This is a genomic window from Streptomyces sp. NPDC045022 (assembly GCF_056432605.1).
The window spans coordinates 528,008-545,044 of record NZ_JBWKIR010000003.1 but is presented as its reverse complement, the minus strand read 5'-3'; the positions used below and the strand labels follow the sequence as shown (position 1 = coordinate 545,044).

Here is a 17,037-nt window from a genome sequence, read left to right as displayed (position 1 = left end):
CCGCACGGCACCCGTCGGCCGGCGACCCAGCGCGGCAGGCGCAGGCCGGCGATGCGGCGCGCGAGCCGCAGACCGGCGCACCCACGCCGAAGCCACAAGCCGAGGACCCCGCACGAGAGCAGCAGACCGGCGACCCCGCACGGCACCCGTCGGCCGGCGACCCAGCGCGGCAGGCGCAGGCCGGCGATGCGGCGCGCGAGCCGCAGACCGGCGCACCCACGCCGAAGCCACAGACCGGCGACCCCGCGCGGGAGCCGCAGGTAGGTGATGTGGTGCGGGGTGGTGGTGGGGGCTCGGGCGAGCGGTCCGGGTGGGGTCGGGCGCCGGTGGTCGTCGTGTCCGTCGCGGCCGCGGTGCTGCTGGTCGGCGGCGGTGGCGCGTACCTCGCCGCGGGTGGTGGCCCGGACGGCCTTACGAGCCCGGGCGCTTCCGGTGGTGGCGGAACTCCCCCGCCGCTGGCGCTGGACGGCGGGACGGGTACGAACGGCATCGCGCCCGGGGAGCCCGACCCGTACGGCGCGACGTACGTGGCGCGGGGTGAGCTGCCGGACGGGCCCGGCTCGGCGCCGGTGTACACGCCGAAGGGCGAGGTCGGCAGGGACGCCGTGGTCCGGCTGGCGAAGGCGCTCGGGATCGACGGGACGCCGGTGGCCGAGGGACGGATCTGGCGGGTCGGCGGCCAGGACGGCTCCGGGCCGAGTCTGCACGTCAACCGGGACGCGCCGGGCAGCTGGACCTACAGCCGGTACGCGCCGGGCACCGACGACTGCAAGAAGGGGATCCTCTGCGTGCACGACCCGATGGCCCCCGCCGGGACTCCGGTGAGCGTGCGGAAGGCGACCGAGGTGGCGGCGCCGGTGCTGAAGGCGGCCGGGCTGGACGACGCGAAGATCAACGCGAGCCAGGTCCTGGGTGCCCAGCGGGTGGTCAACGCCGACCCGGTGGTGGACGGGCTGCCCACGTACGGCTGGACGACCGGCCTGACCGTCGGGAAGAAGGGTGAGCTGGTCGGCGGCCACGGGCTGCTGGGCACACCGGTCAAGGGCGACACGTACCCCGTGCTGGGCGCGGAGAAGACGCTGGAGCTGATGAACGGGACGGCGAAGAGCGGCCACCGGATGGGGATCGGCGGCTGCGCCACGCCGGTGCCGGCGAAGGACCGGCTGGAGCAGCCGTGCGGTGCGTCCACCGGGGTGCCCAAGCGGGCGGCGGACACGGTCACGGTCGAGAAGGCGGTGTTCGGGCTCGCCGCACACTCGGTCGGCGGGCGGCAGACGCTGGTGCCGTCCTGGCTGTTCGAGGTGCGCGGACCGGCGGCGCCGGGCGAGTCCACGGTGACCTTCCCGGCGGTCGACCCGAAGTACCTGGCCGCGACCCGGGCGGCGCCTTCGACGGGACCGTCCACCGCCCCGAGGACCCGGGACGTGAAGGTGAACGGCTACACGGCCGACGGGCGGGAGCTGACCGTGAGTTTCTCCGGCGGGGTGTGCGCCGACTACACGGCGTCGGCCGGGGAGAGCGACGGCCGGGTGACGGTCACGGTCACCGAGAAGCCCTGGCCGGGCAAGGTGTGTGTGCTGATCGCCAAGGAGTACACGAAGACCGTACGGCTGGACGCGCCGCTGGACGGCCGGACGGTGGTCGGCGCCGATGGCAAGCGGATCGTCGAGGCCGAGCCGGGGGCGCTGCGGCCGCAGGCCCGCTGACCTCGCCCGGACACACGAAGGCGGCGGTCCCCCGTCCGGGGGACCGCCGCCTTCACTGTCGGAGCGTGATGCCCCGGGCCGTCACGGCCCGTGGGCTCAGCTGAAGGAGTCGCCGCAGGCGCAGGAGCCGGTCGCGTTCGGGTTGTCGATCGTGAAGCCCTGCTTCTCGATCGTGTCAACGAAGTCGATGGTCGCGCCGCCCAGGTACGGAGCGCTCATGCGGTCGGTGACGACCTTGACTCCGCCGAAGTCCTTCTTCACGTCACCGTCGAGCGAGCGCTCGTCGAAGAAGAGCTGGTAGCGCAGGCCGGAGCAGCCGCCGGGCTGGACGGCGACACGCAGGGCGAGGTCGTCGCGGCCTTCCTGGTCGAGCAGGGCCTTGACCTTGGACGCGGCGGCGTCGGTCAGGATGATGCCGTCGGTGACGGTGGTGGTCTCGTCCGATACGGACATCTACATCTCTCCCGGGTTGTACGGAGACTGCTTGCCGACGAGTGCAACCGGCGCTTCCGCGGATTCATTCCGGGCCGGGCATTCGCGTAGTCGCGTTTTCACTTCTTTCTTCATGCTCGCACACGCCCGGCGGCGGAGACAGCGGCCCGAAGAGGGAGCCGGGCGGGATTCATGTCACATAGACGCTATGGACATCGTCAAAGTGACGTGAAGCAGTTATGATAGATAGCGTCAGTTAGACGAAAAGTAGAAAGGGTGCGTGTCGTGACCACCGCCCAGACCCAGGAGCTCGACGTACAGCCGACTCCGCTCGCCCTGCTGCTGCTCGGCCGTGAGGCCGACCCGAAGAGCGAGCGGGGCGTGGAGTGCCCCGGTGACCTGCCTTCGACGTCCGACCCCGGTCTGGTCGAGCGCGCCCGCGCGGCCAAGGAGAAGCTCGGTGACAAGGTCTTCGTGCTCGGCCACCACTACCAGCGCGACGAGGTCATCCAGTTCGCCGACGTCACGGGCGACTCCTTCAAGCTGGCCCGGGACGCGGCCGCGCGCCCGGAGGCCGAGTACATCGTCTTCTGCGGTGTGCACTTCATGGCCGAGTCGGCGGACATCCTGACGTCCGACGACCAGAAGGTCGTCCTCCCCGACCTCGCCGCCGGCTGCTCCATGGCCGACATGGCGACTGCCGAGCAGGTGGCGGAGTGCTGGGACGTCCTGACGGAGGCGGGCATCGCCGAGCAGGTCGTGCCGGTGTCGTACATGAACTCCTCCGCCGACATCAAGGCCTTCACCGGCAAGCACGGCGGCACCATCTGCACCTCGTCGAACGCCAAGCGCGCCCTCGACTGGGCCTTCGAGCAGGGCGAGAAGGTCCTCTTCCTGCCCGACCAGCACCTGGGCCGCAACACCGCCGTCCGCGACATGGGCATGTCCCTGGACGACTGCGTGGTCTACAACCCGCACAAGCCCGACGGCGGGCTGACCGCCGAGGAGCTGCGCGCCGCGAAGATGATCCTGTGGCGCGGCCACTGCTCGGTCCACGGCCGCTTCAGCCTGGACTCGGTGAACGACGTGCGCGAGCGCATCCCCGGCGTGAACGTCCTGGTCCACCCCGAGTGCAAGCACGAGGTCGTCGCCGCGGCGGACTACGTCGGCTCGACCGAGTACATCATCAAGGCCCTCGAAGCCGCCCCGGCCGGTTCCAAGTGGGCCATCGGCACGGAGCTGAACCTGGTCCGCCGGCTGGCGAACCGTTTCGCTCCCGAGGGCAAGGAGATCGCCTTCCTCGACAAGACGGTCTGCTTCTGCTCGACCATGAACCGCATCGACCTGCCCCACCTGGTCTGGGCCCTGGAGTCCCTCGCCGAGGGCAACCTGGTCAACCGCATCGAGGTCGACAAGGAGACCGAGGCGTTCGCGAAGCTGGCGCTCGAGCGCATGCTCGCGCTCCCGTAGCCTTCCGGCGGTGTGACGCGCGAAGGGGGCCGCACCCAGGGGTGCGGCCCCCTTTCCATGGGCCGGGGCCTTTCGTTTGGATCATGCGAGCCCGGCATGATCCAAACGCGAGGCCCTAGACCTGAGCCGGCTCCTGCTCCGGCTCCCGCGAGGCCTCCGTCTGCTTCCGTTCCCGCTTGGCCGCCCGCTTCTTCGCCCGGCGCTCCTTGCGGAGTTCGAGCATGGCGTAGAGCGTCGGGACCAGCAGCAGGGTCAGCAGGGTGGACGTGATCAGACCGCCGATGACGACCACCGCCAGCGGCTGGGCTATGAAGCCGCCCTCGCCGGTGACGCCCAGGGCCATCGGGAGCAGGGCGAAGATGGTCGCCAGGGCCGTCATGAGGATCGGGCGGAGCCGGTGGCGGCCGCCCTCGACGACGGCCTCGACGACGCCGTAACCCTGCTTGCGGTACTGGTTGATCAGGTCGATCAGCACGATCGCGTTGGTCACCACGATGCCGATGAGCATCAGCATGCCGATCATCGCCGGGACGCCCATCGGGGTGCCGGTGGCGACCAGCAGGCCGATCGCGCCGGTCGCCGCGAACGGGATGGAGACCAGCAGGATCAGCGGCTGGGCGAGCGAGCGGAACGTGGCGACCAGCAGCATGAAGACGATCGCGATCGCCGCCAGCATGGCCAGGCCCAGGTTCTTGAACGCGTCGTCCTGGTCGGAGGACACCCCGCCGATCTCGGCCTTGGCGCCCGCGGGCAGGTCGAGGGCCTTGATCCTCGACTGGAGCTTGGTGCTGACCGCGCCCGTGTTGTCCCCGGTCGGCTTGGCCGTGATGGTCGCGGCGCGCTGACCGTCGATCCGGGTCATCGACACCGGGCCGTCCACCAGCTTCACGGTGGCGATGTCACCCAGCTTCACCGGGCCGAGGCGCAGGTTCCGCAGCTGGGCCAGCGTGGTCGCGGGCTTGGCCGACCTCACGACGACATCGCGCTCGGTGTCGTCGAGGATCGCCTTGGCCGCCGTCGTGCCGCGCACGGCCTGGGCGACCGCCGCGCCCAGCTTCTGGTCGTCGAACCCGGCCGCGGCCGCCTTCGCGTCGGCCCTGACCGAGATCCGCGGCACGCTGGTCGCGAGGTCGCTGGTGACGTCCGTGACGTGGTCCAGGCCGGCGACCGAGGAGCGGACCTGCTCGGCGGCCGTGCGCAGCGCCTCGGGGTCGGAGGCCTTCACCACGACCCTCAGGTCCTGGTTGCCGAAGCCGTCACCGGCGGACACGGTGGTCGTACCGATGCCCTCTAGCTTCTTCAGGCCGTCCTCGAGGTGCTGCTGGACGTCGTCGTACGACGCGGAGTCCTTCAGCATCACCTGGTACGACGCCTGGTTGGTGTCCGTGCCGCCGCCGAAGGCCGCCATGAACCCGGAGGAGCCGACGGTGACCTGGTAGTCCTTGACGCCCTCGGTGGCGGCGAGCAGCTTCTCGACCCGCCTGGCCTGCGCGTCGGTGGCCGCGAGGCTGGTGCCGGGCTTCAGCTCCTGCTTGACGGTGAGGACTTCCTGGTCGCCCTGGTCGAAGAAGTTCGTCTTCAGCAGTCCGGACATGCCGAACGTGAGGACGAGGACCACGACCGCGATCAGCACGCTGGTGAGGCGGCGGCGCGTCGCGAACCGCAGGACGGGGACGTAGGCCCGCTGCAGGCGGCTGTTCGCCTCCTTCTCCTCGGCCTTGCGCCGGGCCTCCTCGGCGTCCTCGGGAGTGCCCTTGGGCGCGCGCAGGAACCAGTACGAAAGGACGGGGACGACCGTCAGCGAGACGAGGAGGGAGGCCAGCAGGGCCGCCGTCACCGTGATGCTGAACGAGCCGAACAGGGCGCCCACCATGCCGCCGACCAGGCCGATCGGCAGGAACACGGCGACCGTGGTCAGGGTGGAGGAGGTGACCGCGCCGGCCACCTCGCGCACGGCGCCCAGGATCGCCTCCTTGCGCTCCTCGCCGTAGCCGAGGTGCCGCTTGATGTTCTCCAGGACCACGATCGAGTCGTCGACGACCCGGCCGATGGCGATGGTCAGCGCGCCGAGCGTGAGCATGTTCAGTGACAGGCCGCGCGTCCACAGCACGATCAGCGCGAGGACGACGGACAGCGGGATGGACACCGCGGTGACCAGCGTCGAGCGGATCGAGGCCAGGAAGACCAGGATGATCAGGACGGCGAAGAGCAGGCCGAGCGCGCCTTCCGTGGTCAGGCCCTCGATGGACTTGGACACCGCCGGGCCCTGGTCGCTGACGACCGTGAGCTTCGCGCCGGAGCCGAGATCCGCCCGCAGCTCGGGCAGCTTGTCCTCGACCGCGTCGGAGATGGCGACCGCGCTGCCGTCGTGGTCCATCGTCACGTTGACCGCGAGGCTCGGGCGGCCGTCGGTGCGGGTGAGGGAGTCGGCCGGGGCCGGCTGCTCCTTGACGGTGGCCACGGCACCGAGGCGTACGGGCCGCTGCGTCTTGCGGGCGTCCTCGCCGGTGACCATCAGGTCCCGGAGCTGCTTCAGGGAGGTGAAGCCGCCGCCGACCTGGACGGTGCGGTTGGCGCCGTCCTCGTCGAAGGAGCCGGCCGGGACGGTCGCGCCGCCCGCCTGCAGGGCCTGGCCGAGGGCGGCGGAGGTCAGACCCGCCCGCGCGAGCTTCGCGTCGTCCGGGGTGACGGTGACCTGGAGGTCACGGACCCCGGTGACCTGGACCCGGCCGACGCCGTCGATGTCCTTCAGGGCCGGGACGACGGTCTTGTCGAGCTGGTCGGCGAGGGCCTGCTGGTCCTTGCCGGAGGTGACGGCGAGCACCACGGTCGGCATGTCGTCCGTGGAACCGGAGATGACCTGCGGGTCGACGTCGTCCGGGAGCTGGTTGCGGGCCCGGTTGACCGCCTGCTGGACGTCGGAGACGAGCCGCTTGGTGTCGTTGCCGTAGTCGAAGGACGCCATGATCACGGCGTTGCCCTCGCTCGCGGTGGAGGTGACCCCGGTGACGCCGTCGACAGCCTGCAGGTTGTCCTCGATGGGCTCGATGACCTGCTTCTCGACCACATCGGGCGAGGCGCCCTGGTACGGCGCGATCACCGACACCATGGGCAGTTCGATGGTGGGCAGAAGCTGCTGCTTGATCTGGGGTATCGCGATCAGCCCGAAGACGAGCGCGATGAGCGACATGAGCCCGATGAGGGCCCGTTGCGCGAGGCTGAATCTCGACAGCCAGGACATGGATCAGGGTCTCTCTTCTGTGAGCGGCAGAAGCGCTTCCGGGAACGGAGGAAGCGACGACGGGACGCACAGATGAGCGCCCACCCCAACACCCTGGGCCATCACGGAGGGCAGATCCGTAGGCCCCAGGTCCATTTCCTTACCCGGCCCCTACTCCACGCGCAGTACACGCGGGTGGAGGTCAGTCCATCCTCGGACGTACCAGCCCCGACTCGTAGGCGATCACGACGAGCTGGGCCCGGTCCCGGGCGCCGAGCTTGGCCATGGCCCGGTTGACGTGTGTCTTCACGGTCAGCGGGCTGACCGCCAGGCGCTCGGCGATCTCGTCGTTGGAGTGGCCGCCGGCGACCTGCACGAGCACCTCCCGCTCCCGGCCGGTGAGCGTGCCCAGACGCTCGGAGTGGGCGGGGTCACGGCCGTCGTCGTCGCCCTGGGCGAGAAAGCGGGCGATCAGCCCCTTGGTGGCCGTAGGGGAGAGCAGGGCCTCCCCGCCCGCGGCGACCCGGATGGCGTTGAGCAGCTCCTCCGGCTCACTGCCCTTTCCGAGGAAGCCGGCGGCACCCGCGCGCAGGGACCGGACCACGTAGTCGTCGACCTCGAAGGTGGTCAGGATGACCACCCGGACGTGCGCGAGGGACGGGTCGGCGCTGATCAACCGGGTGGCGGCGAGGCCGTCCGTACCGGGCATCCGGATGTCCATGAGGACCACGTCGGCGGTCTGCTCCTTGGCCAGCCGGACCGCCTCGGCGCCGTCGGACGCCTCCCCCACCACCTCCATGTCCGGCTCGGAGTCGACCAGCACCCGGAACGCGCTGCGCAGCAGTGCCTGATCGTCGGCGAGCAGGACACGGATCGTCATACGGGCTCCCCCGGTGCCGTCGTACGGATATCGGTACGGGTCTCGGCGGGCAGGATCGCATGGACGCGGAAGCCGCCGCCGTAGCGGGGTCCGGTGGTCAGGGTGCCGCCGAGGGCGGTGACCCGCTCACGCATGCCGAGCAGCCCGTGCCCACCGCCGGTCCCGCGCACCGCCGCCTCGCCCGCGCCGTCGTCGAGGACGGTGACCTCCACGTTCTTCCCGACGCGTACGACGCTGACCTCGGCCCTGGCCTGGGGGCCCGCGTGTTTCTGCACGTTCGTCAGGGCCTCCTGGGCGATCCGGTAGGCGGCCAGGTCGACGGCGGCCGGGAGTTCGCTGCCCTGGTCGGCGCCGGCCACCTCCACCGGGAGGCCGGCGCTGCGGAAGGTGGCGGCCAGCTCCTCCAGGCGGCTGAGGCCGGGCGCGGGTTCCGTCGGGGCCTCGGGGTCGCCGGACTGGCGGAGCAGTCCGACGGTGGCGCGCAGTTCGTTCAGGGCGCTGCGGCTGGCCTGCCGGACGTGGCCGAGGGCTTCCTTGGCCTGGTCGGGCCGCTTGTCCATGACGTGGGCGGCGACCCCCGCCTGCACGTTGACCAGCGCGATGTGATGGGCCACGACGTCGTGCAGGTCGCGGGCGATGCGCAGCCGCTCCTCGGCGACCCGGCGGCGGGCCTCCTCCTCGCGGGTGCGCTCGGCGCGTTCGGCGCGTTCCCGGATGGCCTGCATGACCGCGCGGCGGCTGCGTACGGCATCCCCGGCGGTGGCGCCGATTCCGGTCCAGGCGAGGACGGCCAGGTTCTCCTGCGCGTACCAGGGCAGGGGGCCGCCGAGCATGGCGGCCGCGGTCAGCACGGTCATGGTGAGCAGGCCGACCCGCCAGGTGGTGGTGCGGTCGGTGGTCGAGGCGACGGTGTACAGCGCGATGACGGCGGACATCGCGACCGGGGCGCGCGGGTCACCGGTGACGCACTCGATCACGGAGAGCGTGCCGGTGACGGCGAGGACCGTCTTGGGGGCGCGGCGGCGGAAGACGAGCGCTGCCGCGCCGAGGACCATGCGCAGGAGGTTGAGGGGGTCGGGGGTGCGGATGCCCCAGCTGACGCCGTGCCCGTCCTTCGGCACGGCGAAGGATCCGACGACCATGCACACCAGCACCCCCGCGGCGATGGCCGCGTCCAGCGCGAGGGGGTGGGCCTTCAGGCTGCACCGGGCGCGTTCGAGAGTGCTCACGGGAGGAACAGTACGGGGGCCTCACGGCGCGCGTCCGCCGTCCGGCACCCGCCGCCGGTAACCCGGCCGGACGCGGGGTCACCGGCCCACGCCGGGTGGAGTGCGCCCTGCTCCGGGACGCGTCCGGGGGTCAGCCGGGGATCAGGCCGTCGTCGCTGAGCAGCTCCCGGACCTCCTCCAACGTCGCGTCGGGCGAGGGCAGGATCAGCTCGGAGGGTTCGAGCGCGTCGTCCGGCAGCGGCGTGCCGAGCCGGCGGACGGCGTCCAGGAGAGCGGTGAGGGTGCGGCGAAAGCCCTCCTCGTCGCCGCTCTCCATCTCCCGCAGCAGCTCGTCGTCCAGCTTGTTCAGCTCAGGGGAGCGGGCGTCGTCCAGCTGTACCTGGCCCTCCCCCATGATCCGTACGATCACGTCGGTCTCCTCGGCTCGGGACCCGGCGCCGGGTTACTGCTTGTCGAAGCGCGGGGTGTCCTGCGGCTGCTGCTGGGACTGCCCCTGGCCGGCACCGCCCTCGATCGCCTGCTGCGGGGAGCCTCCGGCCAGCTCGGCCTTCATGCGCTGCAGTTCCAGCTCTACATCCGTACCACCGGAGAGCCGGTCCAGCTCGGCCGCGATGTCGTCCTTGGCCATGCCGGAGGGGTCGTCGAGGGCGCCGGAGGCGAGCAGCTCGTCGATGGCGCCGGCCCTGGCCTGGAGCTGCTGGGTCTTGTCCTCGGCGCGCTGGATGGCGAGCCCGACGTCGCCCATCTCCTCGGAGATGCCGGAGAAGGCCTCGCCGATACGGGTCTGGGCCTGGGCGGCGGTGTACGTCGCCTTGATGGTCTCCTTCTTGGTGCGGAAGGCGTCCACCTTGGCCTGCAGGCGCTGGGCCGCCAGGGTGAGCTTCTCCTCCTCGCCCTGGAGGGTCGCGTGCTGCGTCTCAAGGTCCGTCACCTGCTGCTGGAGGGCGGCGCGGCGGGACAGCGCCTCGCGGGCCAGGTCCTCGCGGCCCAGCGCGAGCGCCTTGCGGCCCTGGTCCTCCAGCTTGGTGGACTGCTGCTGCAACTGGTTGAGCTGGAGTTCCAGGCGCTTGCGGGAGGTCGCCACGTCGGCGACGCCGCGGCGCACCTTCTGCAGCAGCTCCAGCTGCTTCTGGTACGAGTAATCGAGGGTCTCGCGCGGGTCCTCGGCCCGGTCAAGGGCTTTGTTCGCCTTCGCGCGGAAGATCATCCCCATACGCTTCATGACACCGCTCATGGGCTTCGCGCGCCCCCTTCTGACGGACTCCGGCTCACAGATCCTGCGACAGAACCCACAGTACGGGCCCTGCCTCCATTACCGCACTGTTCGGGGAGTGATGCGCTCATCCCCGAGGACGACTACGGGCGGTTCCGCTCCGGCGTAGGGAGTAGGTGATCCCACCGGGATCCCCACCGGGAACCCCACCGCCCCTCCCGGCGGGCTTCCCCGGAACGTCCCCTCTGTCCCCTTACAGACGTCCGGTGTTGCGGGATCGTTCCCCGCCGGGATGGGGACCATGCCGGTGCAGCGCTTACCCTTGGGTTTTGTGTTCCGTAGCCGTGCCAAGGAAGAGAAGGCCCCGACCGCCGACAAGGCGCCGGTGACCCTCTCCAAGCAGCCCCGTGACCCGCAGGCCCCGAAGGGGAGGCCCACGCCCAAGCGCAGTGCGGCCCAGTCCCAGCGCCGCAGCGTCGCCACCACTCCGACGAACCGCAAGGAGGCCGCGAAGCGCCAGCGCGAGGAGCGGCGTCAGGCGCTGGAACGGCAGCGTCAGGCGCTGGCCAGCGGTGACGAGCGCTACCTTCCGGCCCGGGACAAGGGCCCGGTCCGCAAGTTCGCCCGGAACTGGGTGGACTCGCGGTTCAACGTGGCGGAGTTCTTCCTGCCGCTCGCCGTGGTGATCCTCGTGCTGAGCGTGGTGCGGGTGCCCGCGATCCAGAGCGTCGCGCTGCTGCTGTGGCTGATCGTGATCGTGCTGATCGTCCTGGACGCGGCGTTCAGCGGCTTCCGTCTGAACAAGCGGCTCAAGGAGCGCTTCCCGGACGAGAAGACGCGTGGCGCCGTCGCCTACGCCCTGATGCGCTCCCTGCAGATGCGTCGGCTCCGGTTGCCGAAGCCGCAGGTCAAGCGCGGAGAGCGGCCCTGAGCACAGACGCTTTCACCGAGGGCGCGGCAGACGCCTGGCTGAACAGGCTGGGCGGGCTGCGTGACGTCGTGGAGCAGGAGCTGGTGGCCCGGCAGCTGGACGAGCAGATAGCCGGGCGGTTCCCGGTCGGGCAGCGGCTGCGGGTGCTCGACGTGGGGATGGGCCGGGGCGCGCAGGCACTGCGGCTGGCCCGGCTCGGCCACCAGGTGACCGGGGTCGAGCAGGACGCGACGATGATCTCCGCCGCGCGTGAGGCCCTGGCCGGGGAGCCGGAGGGCATCCGCGCGCGCGTGCGGCTGGTACAGGGTGACGGGCGGGACACCGGGGTGCACTTCCTGCCGGGCAGCTTCGACGTGGTGCTGTGCCACGGCGTCCTGATGCACGTCGAGGAGCCCGACCCGCTGGTGGCGGGCCTGGCCCGGGTGCTCGCGCCCGGCGGACTGCTGTCACTCCTCGTACGCAACGGCGACGCGCTCGCCATGCGGCCGGGCCTGTCGGGGGACTGGGCGGGCGCGCTGGCCGCGTTCGACACCACCGCCCGGCTCCCCCGTGCCCGGACGGAATCGAACGGAGGGGCCCCCGTCCGCCGGGGCCCGGACGTACGGGCGGACCGGCTGGCGTCCCTCACCGCCACGCTCGCCGGCATCGCGGCCCCGCTGCACGCCTGGTACGGCGTCCGGGTCTTCACGGACACGGCGGCGGACGACGCGGAGATACCCGAGGACCTGCGGCCGCTGCTCGCGGCCGAGGAGCGGGCCGGGCGCACCGACCCCTATCGCGGGGTGGCGGCGCTGCTGCACCTGTGTGGCGTACGCGGCTGAGCCCGTTCGGGGGAACAGCACGGGCCGGGTGATCACCGCGCGGTGAGACTCGGGACATGGACGCTTCCCGTACCCGTGCCCCCAGGAAGGCCGTCTCCGCCCGTGCCCCCGGGAAGGCCGTCTCCGCCGCCGCGCTGGTGTGCTGCGCGGCCCTCGCCGCCGGCTGCACCCACCCCGTCGCCCGGGCCGGACAGGACACCGCGGCGACCACCCGCGCCGCCGTGCCGGTGACCGCGGACGATCTGCAGAGCCGGTACCAGAAGGTCATCAAGGAGGTCCTGCCGTCGGTCGTGCAGATCCAGGCGCGCGGCGACCTGGGCTCGGGCGTGGTGTACGACGGCAGCGGGGACATCGTCACCAACGCGCACGTGGTCGGGTCGGAGAAGACCTTCAAAGTGACCACGGCCAACAGCGAGGAGCCGCTCACCGCGAGCCTGGTCTACTCCTACCCCGAGCAGGACCTCGCCGTGATCAGGCTGGACAAGGTGCCGGCCGGGCTGAAGCCGGCGGTGCTCGCGGACTCCGAGAAGGTCGAGGTCGGCCAGATCGTGCTGGCCATGGGCTCGCCGCTCGGGCTGTCCTCCAGCGTGACCCAGGGCATCGTCTCGGCGACCGGACGGACCGTCAGCGAGGGCCGGGAAGGGGGCGGTACCGGCGCCACCATCGCGAACATGGTGCAGACGTCGGCCGCCATCAACCCCGGCAACAGCGGTGGCGCCCTGGTCGACCTCGACGGGCAGGTCATCGGCATCCCGACGCTCGCGGCGGCCGACCCCGGCCTCGAAGGCAGCGCGGCGGCCGGCATCGGCTTCGCCATCCCGGCGTCGATGGTGAAGACGGTCGCCCGGCAGATCGTCAAACAGGGCAAGGTCGTCGACTCCGGGCGGGCGGCCCTCGGTATCACCGCGCGGACGGTCGTGGACGCCGACTACCAGCCGGCCGGGGTGGCGGTGGTCAGCGTCCGGAGCGGCGGCGCGGCCGACAAGGCGGGGCTGCGCCCCGGCGACATCATCACCGAGCTGGCCGGCCATCCCCTCACCACCATCACCTCGCTGTCGGAGGCACTGGCGGCGGATCGGCCGGGCCGGCGCACCTCCCTGACGTACCACCGGGGCGGCGCCGAGAAGACGGTCGAGGTGACGCTGGGCGAGCAGTGAGGAGGGTGCGCCCCCGGGGACGCGACCCTCCCCACCGCGGTCCCCGGCTACGCCGCGTCGGCGTGCAGGCTCATCGGCCCGTAGATCTCGGTGCTCTCCTCGAACAGCCGCACCTGGTCCGCTCCGCCCTCCAGCAGTGCCTTCCACTGCTCGCCGATCCAGGACTCGGCATCCCCCTGAGTGGTGAACTCCTCGGGCTGCACCGCGGGCTGGACCTCCGTCCCGTCGGCCTTCTCGAACCGCCACGTCCATGCCGTCATGTGGGCCTCCTTGTGATCCAACTCCCTCGCAGCGTATTCGCTCCGCCGGGCCGACCGTTAGAGCCCCGCCCCCTCACGGACGACCCTCCGGGGCCGCCGGTGCGCGGGACCCGCGTGGGCGGGCGAAAATCGGTCCCGTGGAAATCACTCTGCTCGGTACCGGTGCCCCCGCGGGTCTGCCTCGCCCCGACTGCCCCTGCGCCGCCTGTGCGACCGCGCTCGGACCGGACGCGCGGGCGGCGACCGCGTTGCTCGTGGACGGGGGGCTGTTGCTCGATCTGACGCCGGGCGCGGCGTTCGCGGCGGCGCGGGCGGGGCATTCGCTGGGCGGGGTACGGCAGGTCCTGCTGTCGCATCCGCACGACGGCCCCGCGGTGGAGGTGCCGGCCGGGCTGCCGCAACCCGGACGCGTTCCGGACGGGCGGGAGTTGGCACTGCTGACGGGGCACCGGGTGCGGGCCCTGGCGATGGACGCGGGTGGCACCGGGTACGCGGTGACCGGGCCGGACGGGCAGCGGCTGCTGTACCTGCCGCCGGGCGGGGCCCCGGCCGGTCTGGAGGAGGCGACGGCGGAGTCGTACCAGATGGTCCTCGCCGACGTGGTGGGCCGTCCGGACGCGCTCGCCCGGCTGCGGGCCGTCGGCTCCGTCGGCCCGACCACGGACGTGATCGCCGTCCACCTCGACCATGACGTACCGCCCGGCCCGGAGTTGCGGCGGCGGCTCGCGGCGGCCGGCGCGCGGGCGGTGCCGGACGGTACGACGCTGGTGGCCGGGGCGTACGAGGACGTACCGGACGTGCCGCGCCGGACCCTGGTGCTGGGCGGGGCGCGCTCGGGGAAGTCGGTGGAGGCCGAGCGGCGGCTGGAGTCCTTCCCGGACGTGCTGTACGTGGCGACCGGCGGGACTCGGGGCGGGGACACCGAGTGGGCGGCGCGGGTGGCCACGCACCGGGAGCGGCGGCCGGGGTCGTGGCGTACGACCGAGACGACGGACCTGGTGCCGCTGCTGGCGCAGGACGGGCCGGCGCTGCTGATCGACTGCCTGTCGCTGTGGCTGACGGACGTGATGGACGGGGTGGGGGCGTGGGACGACGCGGAATGGGCGGGCGGGGGTGAGAAGGCGTTGCGGGAGCGGGTGCGGGAGTTGGCGGAGGCGGTGCGGGCGACCCGGCGGACCGTGGTGGCGGTGTCGAACGAGGTGGGCTCCGGGATCGTCCCCGCCACGGCGTCCGGGCGGCGGTACCGGGACGAACTCGGGCGGCTCAATGCGGCGTTCGGGGCGGAGTGCGAGCAGGTGGTGCTGGTCGTCGCCGGTCAGGCACTGGTGCTGCGGGGCTGAGGCGGCCGCGGCTCCCCGGGGGCGCGGGGAACCGCGCGATCGGCCACAGCCGTCCCGTACCCGGCGGCGGTACGCGGTCATCCCCTGTCCTTGCGCGCGACGATCCGGTACGCGTTGGAGAACGGCGTGTGGCGCAGCAGGGGCGCCAGGACGTGGTCCACGGCCGAGGCCAGCGCCGGGGCGGGCGTGGCCGCGGCCCGCAGGAGCGGGTGCACGTGGGCCAGGCCCAGCGAGAACACCCCTGTCAGGTCGTAGGGGACGTGCGGGGCGCTGCGGTCCGTCACCAGGACCGTGCAGCCCAGGGTCTCCAGTTCCGCGCACAGATTGGCCGGTGGCACCAGGTGCAGGTTGCGGGGCTGGCCGTACGGAAGCCACCGCTTGCCGAGCAGGGTGGCGAACGCGCAGCGCGGGTCCGGGGCCTCGACGACGAGGTGGCCGCCGGGGCGCAGCGCGGTGAGGGCCGCGCGGAGTTCGGCGCGCGGGTCGGGGGCGTGTCCCAGGTGGCCGAACATGCTGACCACGTCGTAGCGGGCCCGCAGGCGGGCCGCCATGCCGGGGGTCGTGAGGTAGCCGCGGTGGGCCTCCTCGACCCGGCCCTCCAGGAGGGCCTGCTCCACGCGCGCCGTGGGGTCCAGGCCGTCGAAGCTGGTGTACGGGAAGAACTCCTTCGCCGCCTCGGGGAAGCGGGCGTGGCCCGTGCCCACGTCCAGCCAGCTCTCCGGTTCGGGCAGCGCCGACAGTTTCCAGGCGGTGGCGCGGTGCCGGCGGCGGATCGCGTGGGCGGGCAGGACCTGGGCGGTGAACTCCTCCAGGTGCCGTTCGTAGAAGTCCCGGTGGAAGAAGGCGAGTCCCTCCGCCGTGAGCCGGGGATTCTGGAAGGCGTGGGCGCAGTCACGGCATTCGTCGAGGACGAAGGTGCCCGGCCGGTGCCGCAGCGGGTCGGTCGTGCGCAGCCGGGTGCGCAGCCGGGCCGACCCGCACCAGGGGCAGTCCTCGCGGCGCGGCTCCTGGAACGTGTCGGTGGTGTCCGGGGTGACGTACGGCGTGGGCGTGGTCGGCATGGGCGGCTCCCTGTGCGACATTCCGCTGCAAAGCGGAACGTATGGGATACCGATCTTGGGTGCAACGACGTCGTGTCGGTGTGGTGGCCCGGTGGCGCCGGGGCGTTCGGCCGCTGGCGGTACTGTTCGGCGAATGAGCAGGCTTAATCTGGACGACTTCACCGATCTGATCGAGCGCCCGGACGGGGGCGTGCGCCGTGACGCCGAGGCCCGGCGGGAGCGCCAGATCGTGCCGCCCGGGGCCCTGGGGCGGCTCGACGAACTGGGCGAGTGGCTGGCCGCCGCGCAGGGCGCCGTACCCGTACGGCCGGTCGAACGGCCGCGGGTGGTCCTGTTCGCCGGTGATCACGGCATCGCCGAGCTGGACGTCTCGGCGCGGCCCGCGGGCAGCGCGGAGCAGCTGGTGCGGGCGGTGCTGGAGGGCGCGAGCCCGGTCGCGGTGCTCGCGCGGCGGCTCGACGTGCCCGTACGGGTGGTGGACCTGGCCCTGGACTGCGATCCGGACACCTTCCCCGCGGACGTCGTGCGGCATCGGGTGCGGCGCGGCAGCGGCCGTATCGACATCGAGGACGCGCTCACCCTGGAGGAGACCGAGGCGGCCCTGCGGGCGGGCATCGCGCTCGCCGACGAGGAGGCCGACTCGGGTACGGACCTGGTGGTGCTCGGTGACATCAGCGTGGGCGGGACCACGGCGGCGGCGGTGCTCGTCGCCGCGCTGTGCGGGACCGACGCGTCCGTGGTGACGGGACGGGGCGGCGTCGCCATCGACGACCTGGGGTGGATGCGCAAGTGCGCGGCGATCCGGGACGCGCTGCGGCGGGCCCGGCCGGTGCTCGGGGACCAGGTCCGGTTGCTGGCGGCCGTGGGCGGTGCCGACCTCGCGGCGATGACCGGGTTCCTGCTGCAGTGCGCGGTACGGAAGCTGCCGGTGATCCTGGACGGGGTGGTGGCCGCCGCGTGCGCGCTGGTCGGGCAGCGGGTCGCCTTCCGGGCGCCGGACTGGTGGCTGGCCGGCCACGACAGCGGGGAGCCGGGCCAGGCGAAGGCGCTGGACCGGATGGCGTTGGAGCCGCTGCTGGCGCAGGGCGTGAAGGTCGGCGAGGGCACGGGCGCGCTGCTGGCGCTGCCGCTGGTGCGGGCCGCGGCCGCGCTGGCCGCTGAGCTGCCCGAGCGGCCGGAGGCCGAGAAGGAGCTGGAGGAGGAGCTGGAGGAGGAGACGCGGTAGCCGGTTGGGGAGACGCGGTAGCCGGTTGCGGCCGTGGGCCGGGCGCCCTCGGACGCACCGGCGCACATACACCACGGCAGCCGGAATGGTGT

The 17,037-nt window shown here is 72.5% G+C and carries 15 protein-coding genes; 7 read left to right on the top strand and 8 right to left on the bottom strand.

All coding sequences use genetic code 11. The features are described from left to right. Positions 1-269 precede the first annotated feature (269 nt). Entirely contained in the window at positions 270-1,706 is a 1,437-nt protein-coding gene (locus AC07C1_RS08620; protein WP_478937842.1) for a hypothetical protein, read from the top strand. A gap of 96 nt (positions 1,707-1,802) precedes the next feature. On the opposite strand, the gene AC07C1_RS08615 is transcribed toward AC07C1_RS08620, so the two are convergent. Further along, positions 1,803-2,159, bottom strand: a complete 357-nt coding sequence (locus AC07C1_RS08615; RefSeq protein ID WP_030181969.1) for a HesB/IscA family protein — start codon at positions 2,157-2,159, stop codon at positions 1,803-1,805. 264 nt (positions 2,160-2,423) lie between these two features. Here AC07C1_RS08615 and nadA point away from each other — a divergent pair, with 264 nt between their 5' ends. After that, entirely contained in the window at positions 2,424-3,608 is a 1,185-nt protein-coding gene (gene nadA, locus AC07C1_RS08610) for a quinolinate synthase NadA (protein ID WP_478937804.1), read from the top strand. Between the two features lie 115 nt (positions 3,609-3,723). Here nadA and AC07C1_RS08605 read toward each other — a convergent pair whose 3' ends face one another. The 5 genes from AC07C1_RS08605 to AC07C1_RS08585 all read right to left on the bottom strand — a co-directional run bounded on the left by AC07C1_RS08605 (position 3,724) and on the right by AC07C1_RS08585 (position 10,171). Next, on the bottom strand, positions 3,724-6,849 hold the full coding sequence (locus AC07C1_RS08605) for an efflux RND transporter permease subunit (RefSeq protein ID WP_478937803.1): 3,126 nt from the start codon (positions 6,847-6,849) through the stop codon (positions 3,724-3,726). A 181-nt stretch (positions 6,850-7,030) separates the two neighbouring features. Beyond that, complete coding sequence (locus tag AC07C1_RS08600; protein WP_478937802.1) at positions 7,031-7,708, bottom strand: response regulator; 678 nt, start codon at positions 7,706-7,708, stop codon at positions 7,031-7,033. Continuing rightward, a complete protein-coding gene (locus AC07C1_RS08595) occupies positions 7,705-8,937 on the bottom strand; it encodes a sensor histidine kinase (RefSeq protein ID WP_478937801.1) in 1,233 nt (410 codons plus the stop codon). The genes AC07C1_RS08600 and AC07C1_RS08595 overlap by 4 nt, the downstream gene beginning before the upstream one ends. Before the next feature lie 130 nt (positions 8,938-9,067). Beyond that, complete coding sequence (gene pspAA / locus AC07C1_RS08590) at positions 9,068-9,346, bottom strand: PspA-associated protein PspAA (protein ID WP_478937799.1); 279 nt, start codon at positions 9,344-9,346, stop codon at positions 9,068-9,070. Positions 9,347-9,379: 33 nt separating this feature from the next. Continuing rightward, entirely contained in the window at positions 9,380-10,171 is a 792-nt protein-coding gene (locus tag AC07C1_RS08585) for a PspA/IM30 family protein (RefSeq protein ID WP_478937798.1), read from the bottom strand. A 280-nt stretch (positions 10,172-10,451) separates the two neighbouring features. Between AC07C1_RS08585 and AC07C1_RS08580 the strand changes: the two genes are divergently transcribed. The 3 genes from AC07C1_RS08580 to AC07C1_RS08570 all read left to right on the top strand — a co-directional run bounded on the left by AC07C1_RS08580 (position 10,452) and on the right by AC07C1_RS08570 (position 13,059). Further along, positions 10,452-11,081: a DUF3043 domain-containing protein gene (locus AC07C1_RS08580; protein WP_478937797.1), complete on the top strand. Its 630-nt coding sequence runs from the start codon at positions 10,452-10,454 to the stop codon at positions 11,079-11,081. An 83-nt stretch (positions 11,082-11,164) separates the two neighbouring features. Further along, the gene (locus AC07C1_RS08575; RefSeq protein WP_478937840.1) at positions 11,165-11,902 is read left to right on the top strand and encodes a class I SAM-dependent methyltransferase; all 738 of its coding nucleotides are present in this window, start codon (positions 11,165-11,167) and stop codon (positions 11,900-11,902) included. Between the two features lie 56 nt (positions 11,903-11,958). Then, positions 11,959-13,059 carry a S1C family serine protease gene (locus tag AC07C1_RS08570; RefSeq protein ID WP_478937795.1) on the top strand — a complete coding sequence of 367 codons (1,101 nt, stop codon included), beginning with the start codon at positions 11,959-11,961 and terminating at the stop codon, positions 13,057-13,059. A gap of 47 nt (positions 13,060-13,106) precedes the next feature. Here AC07C1_RS08570 and AC07C1_RS08565 read toward each other — a convergent pair whose 3' ends face one another. Then, a complete protein-coding gene (locus AC07C1_RS08565; protein ID WP_478937794.1) occupies positions 13,107-13,319 on the bottom strand; it encodes a hypothetical protein in 213 nt (70 codons plus the stop codon). A gap of 137 nt (positions 13,320-13,456) precedes the next feature. On the opposite strand from AC07C1_RS08565, the gene AC07C1_RS08560 reads away from it, so the two are divergent. Beyond that, complete coding sequence (locus tag AC07C1_RS08560; protein ID WP_478937792.1) at positions 13,457-14,659, top strand: bifunctional adenosylcobinamide kinase/adenosylcobinamide-phosphate guanylyltransferase; 1,203 nt, start codon at positions 13,457-13,459, stop codon at positions 14,657-14,659. A 77-nt stretch (positions 14,660-14,736) separates the two neighbouring features. On the opposite strand, the gene AC07C1_RS08555 is transcribed toward AC07C1_RS08560, so the two are convergent. Continuing rightward, positions 14,737-15,720: a class I SAM-dependent methyltransferase gene (locus AC07C1_RS08555; RefSeq protein WP_478937790.1), complete on the bottom strand. Its 984-nt coding sequence runs from the start codon at positions 15,718-15,720 to the stop codon at positions 14,737-14,739. A 133-nt stretch (positions 15,721-15,853) separates the two neighbouring features. On the opposite strand from AC07C1_RS08555, the gene cobT reads away from it, so the two are divergent. Then, complete coding sequence (gene cobT, locus AC07C1_RS08550) at positions 15,854-16,945, top strand: nicotinate-nucleotide--dimethylbenzimidazole phosphoribosyltransferase (protein ID WP_478937788.1); 1,092 nt, start codon at positions 15,854-15,856, stop codon at positions 16,943-16,945. The last annotated feature ends 92 nt before the right edge of the window (positions 16,946-17,037 follow it).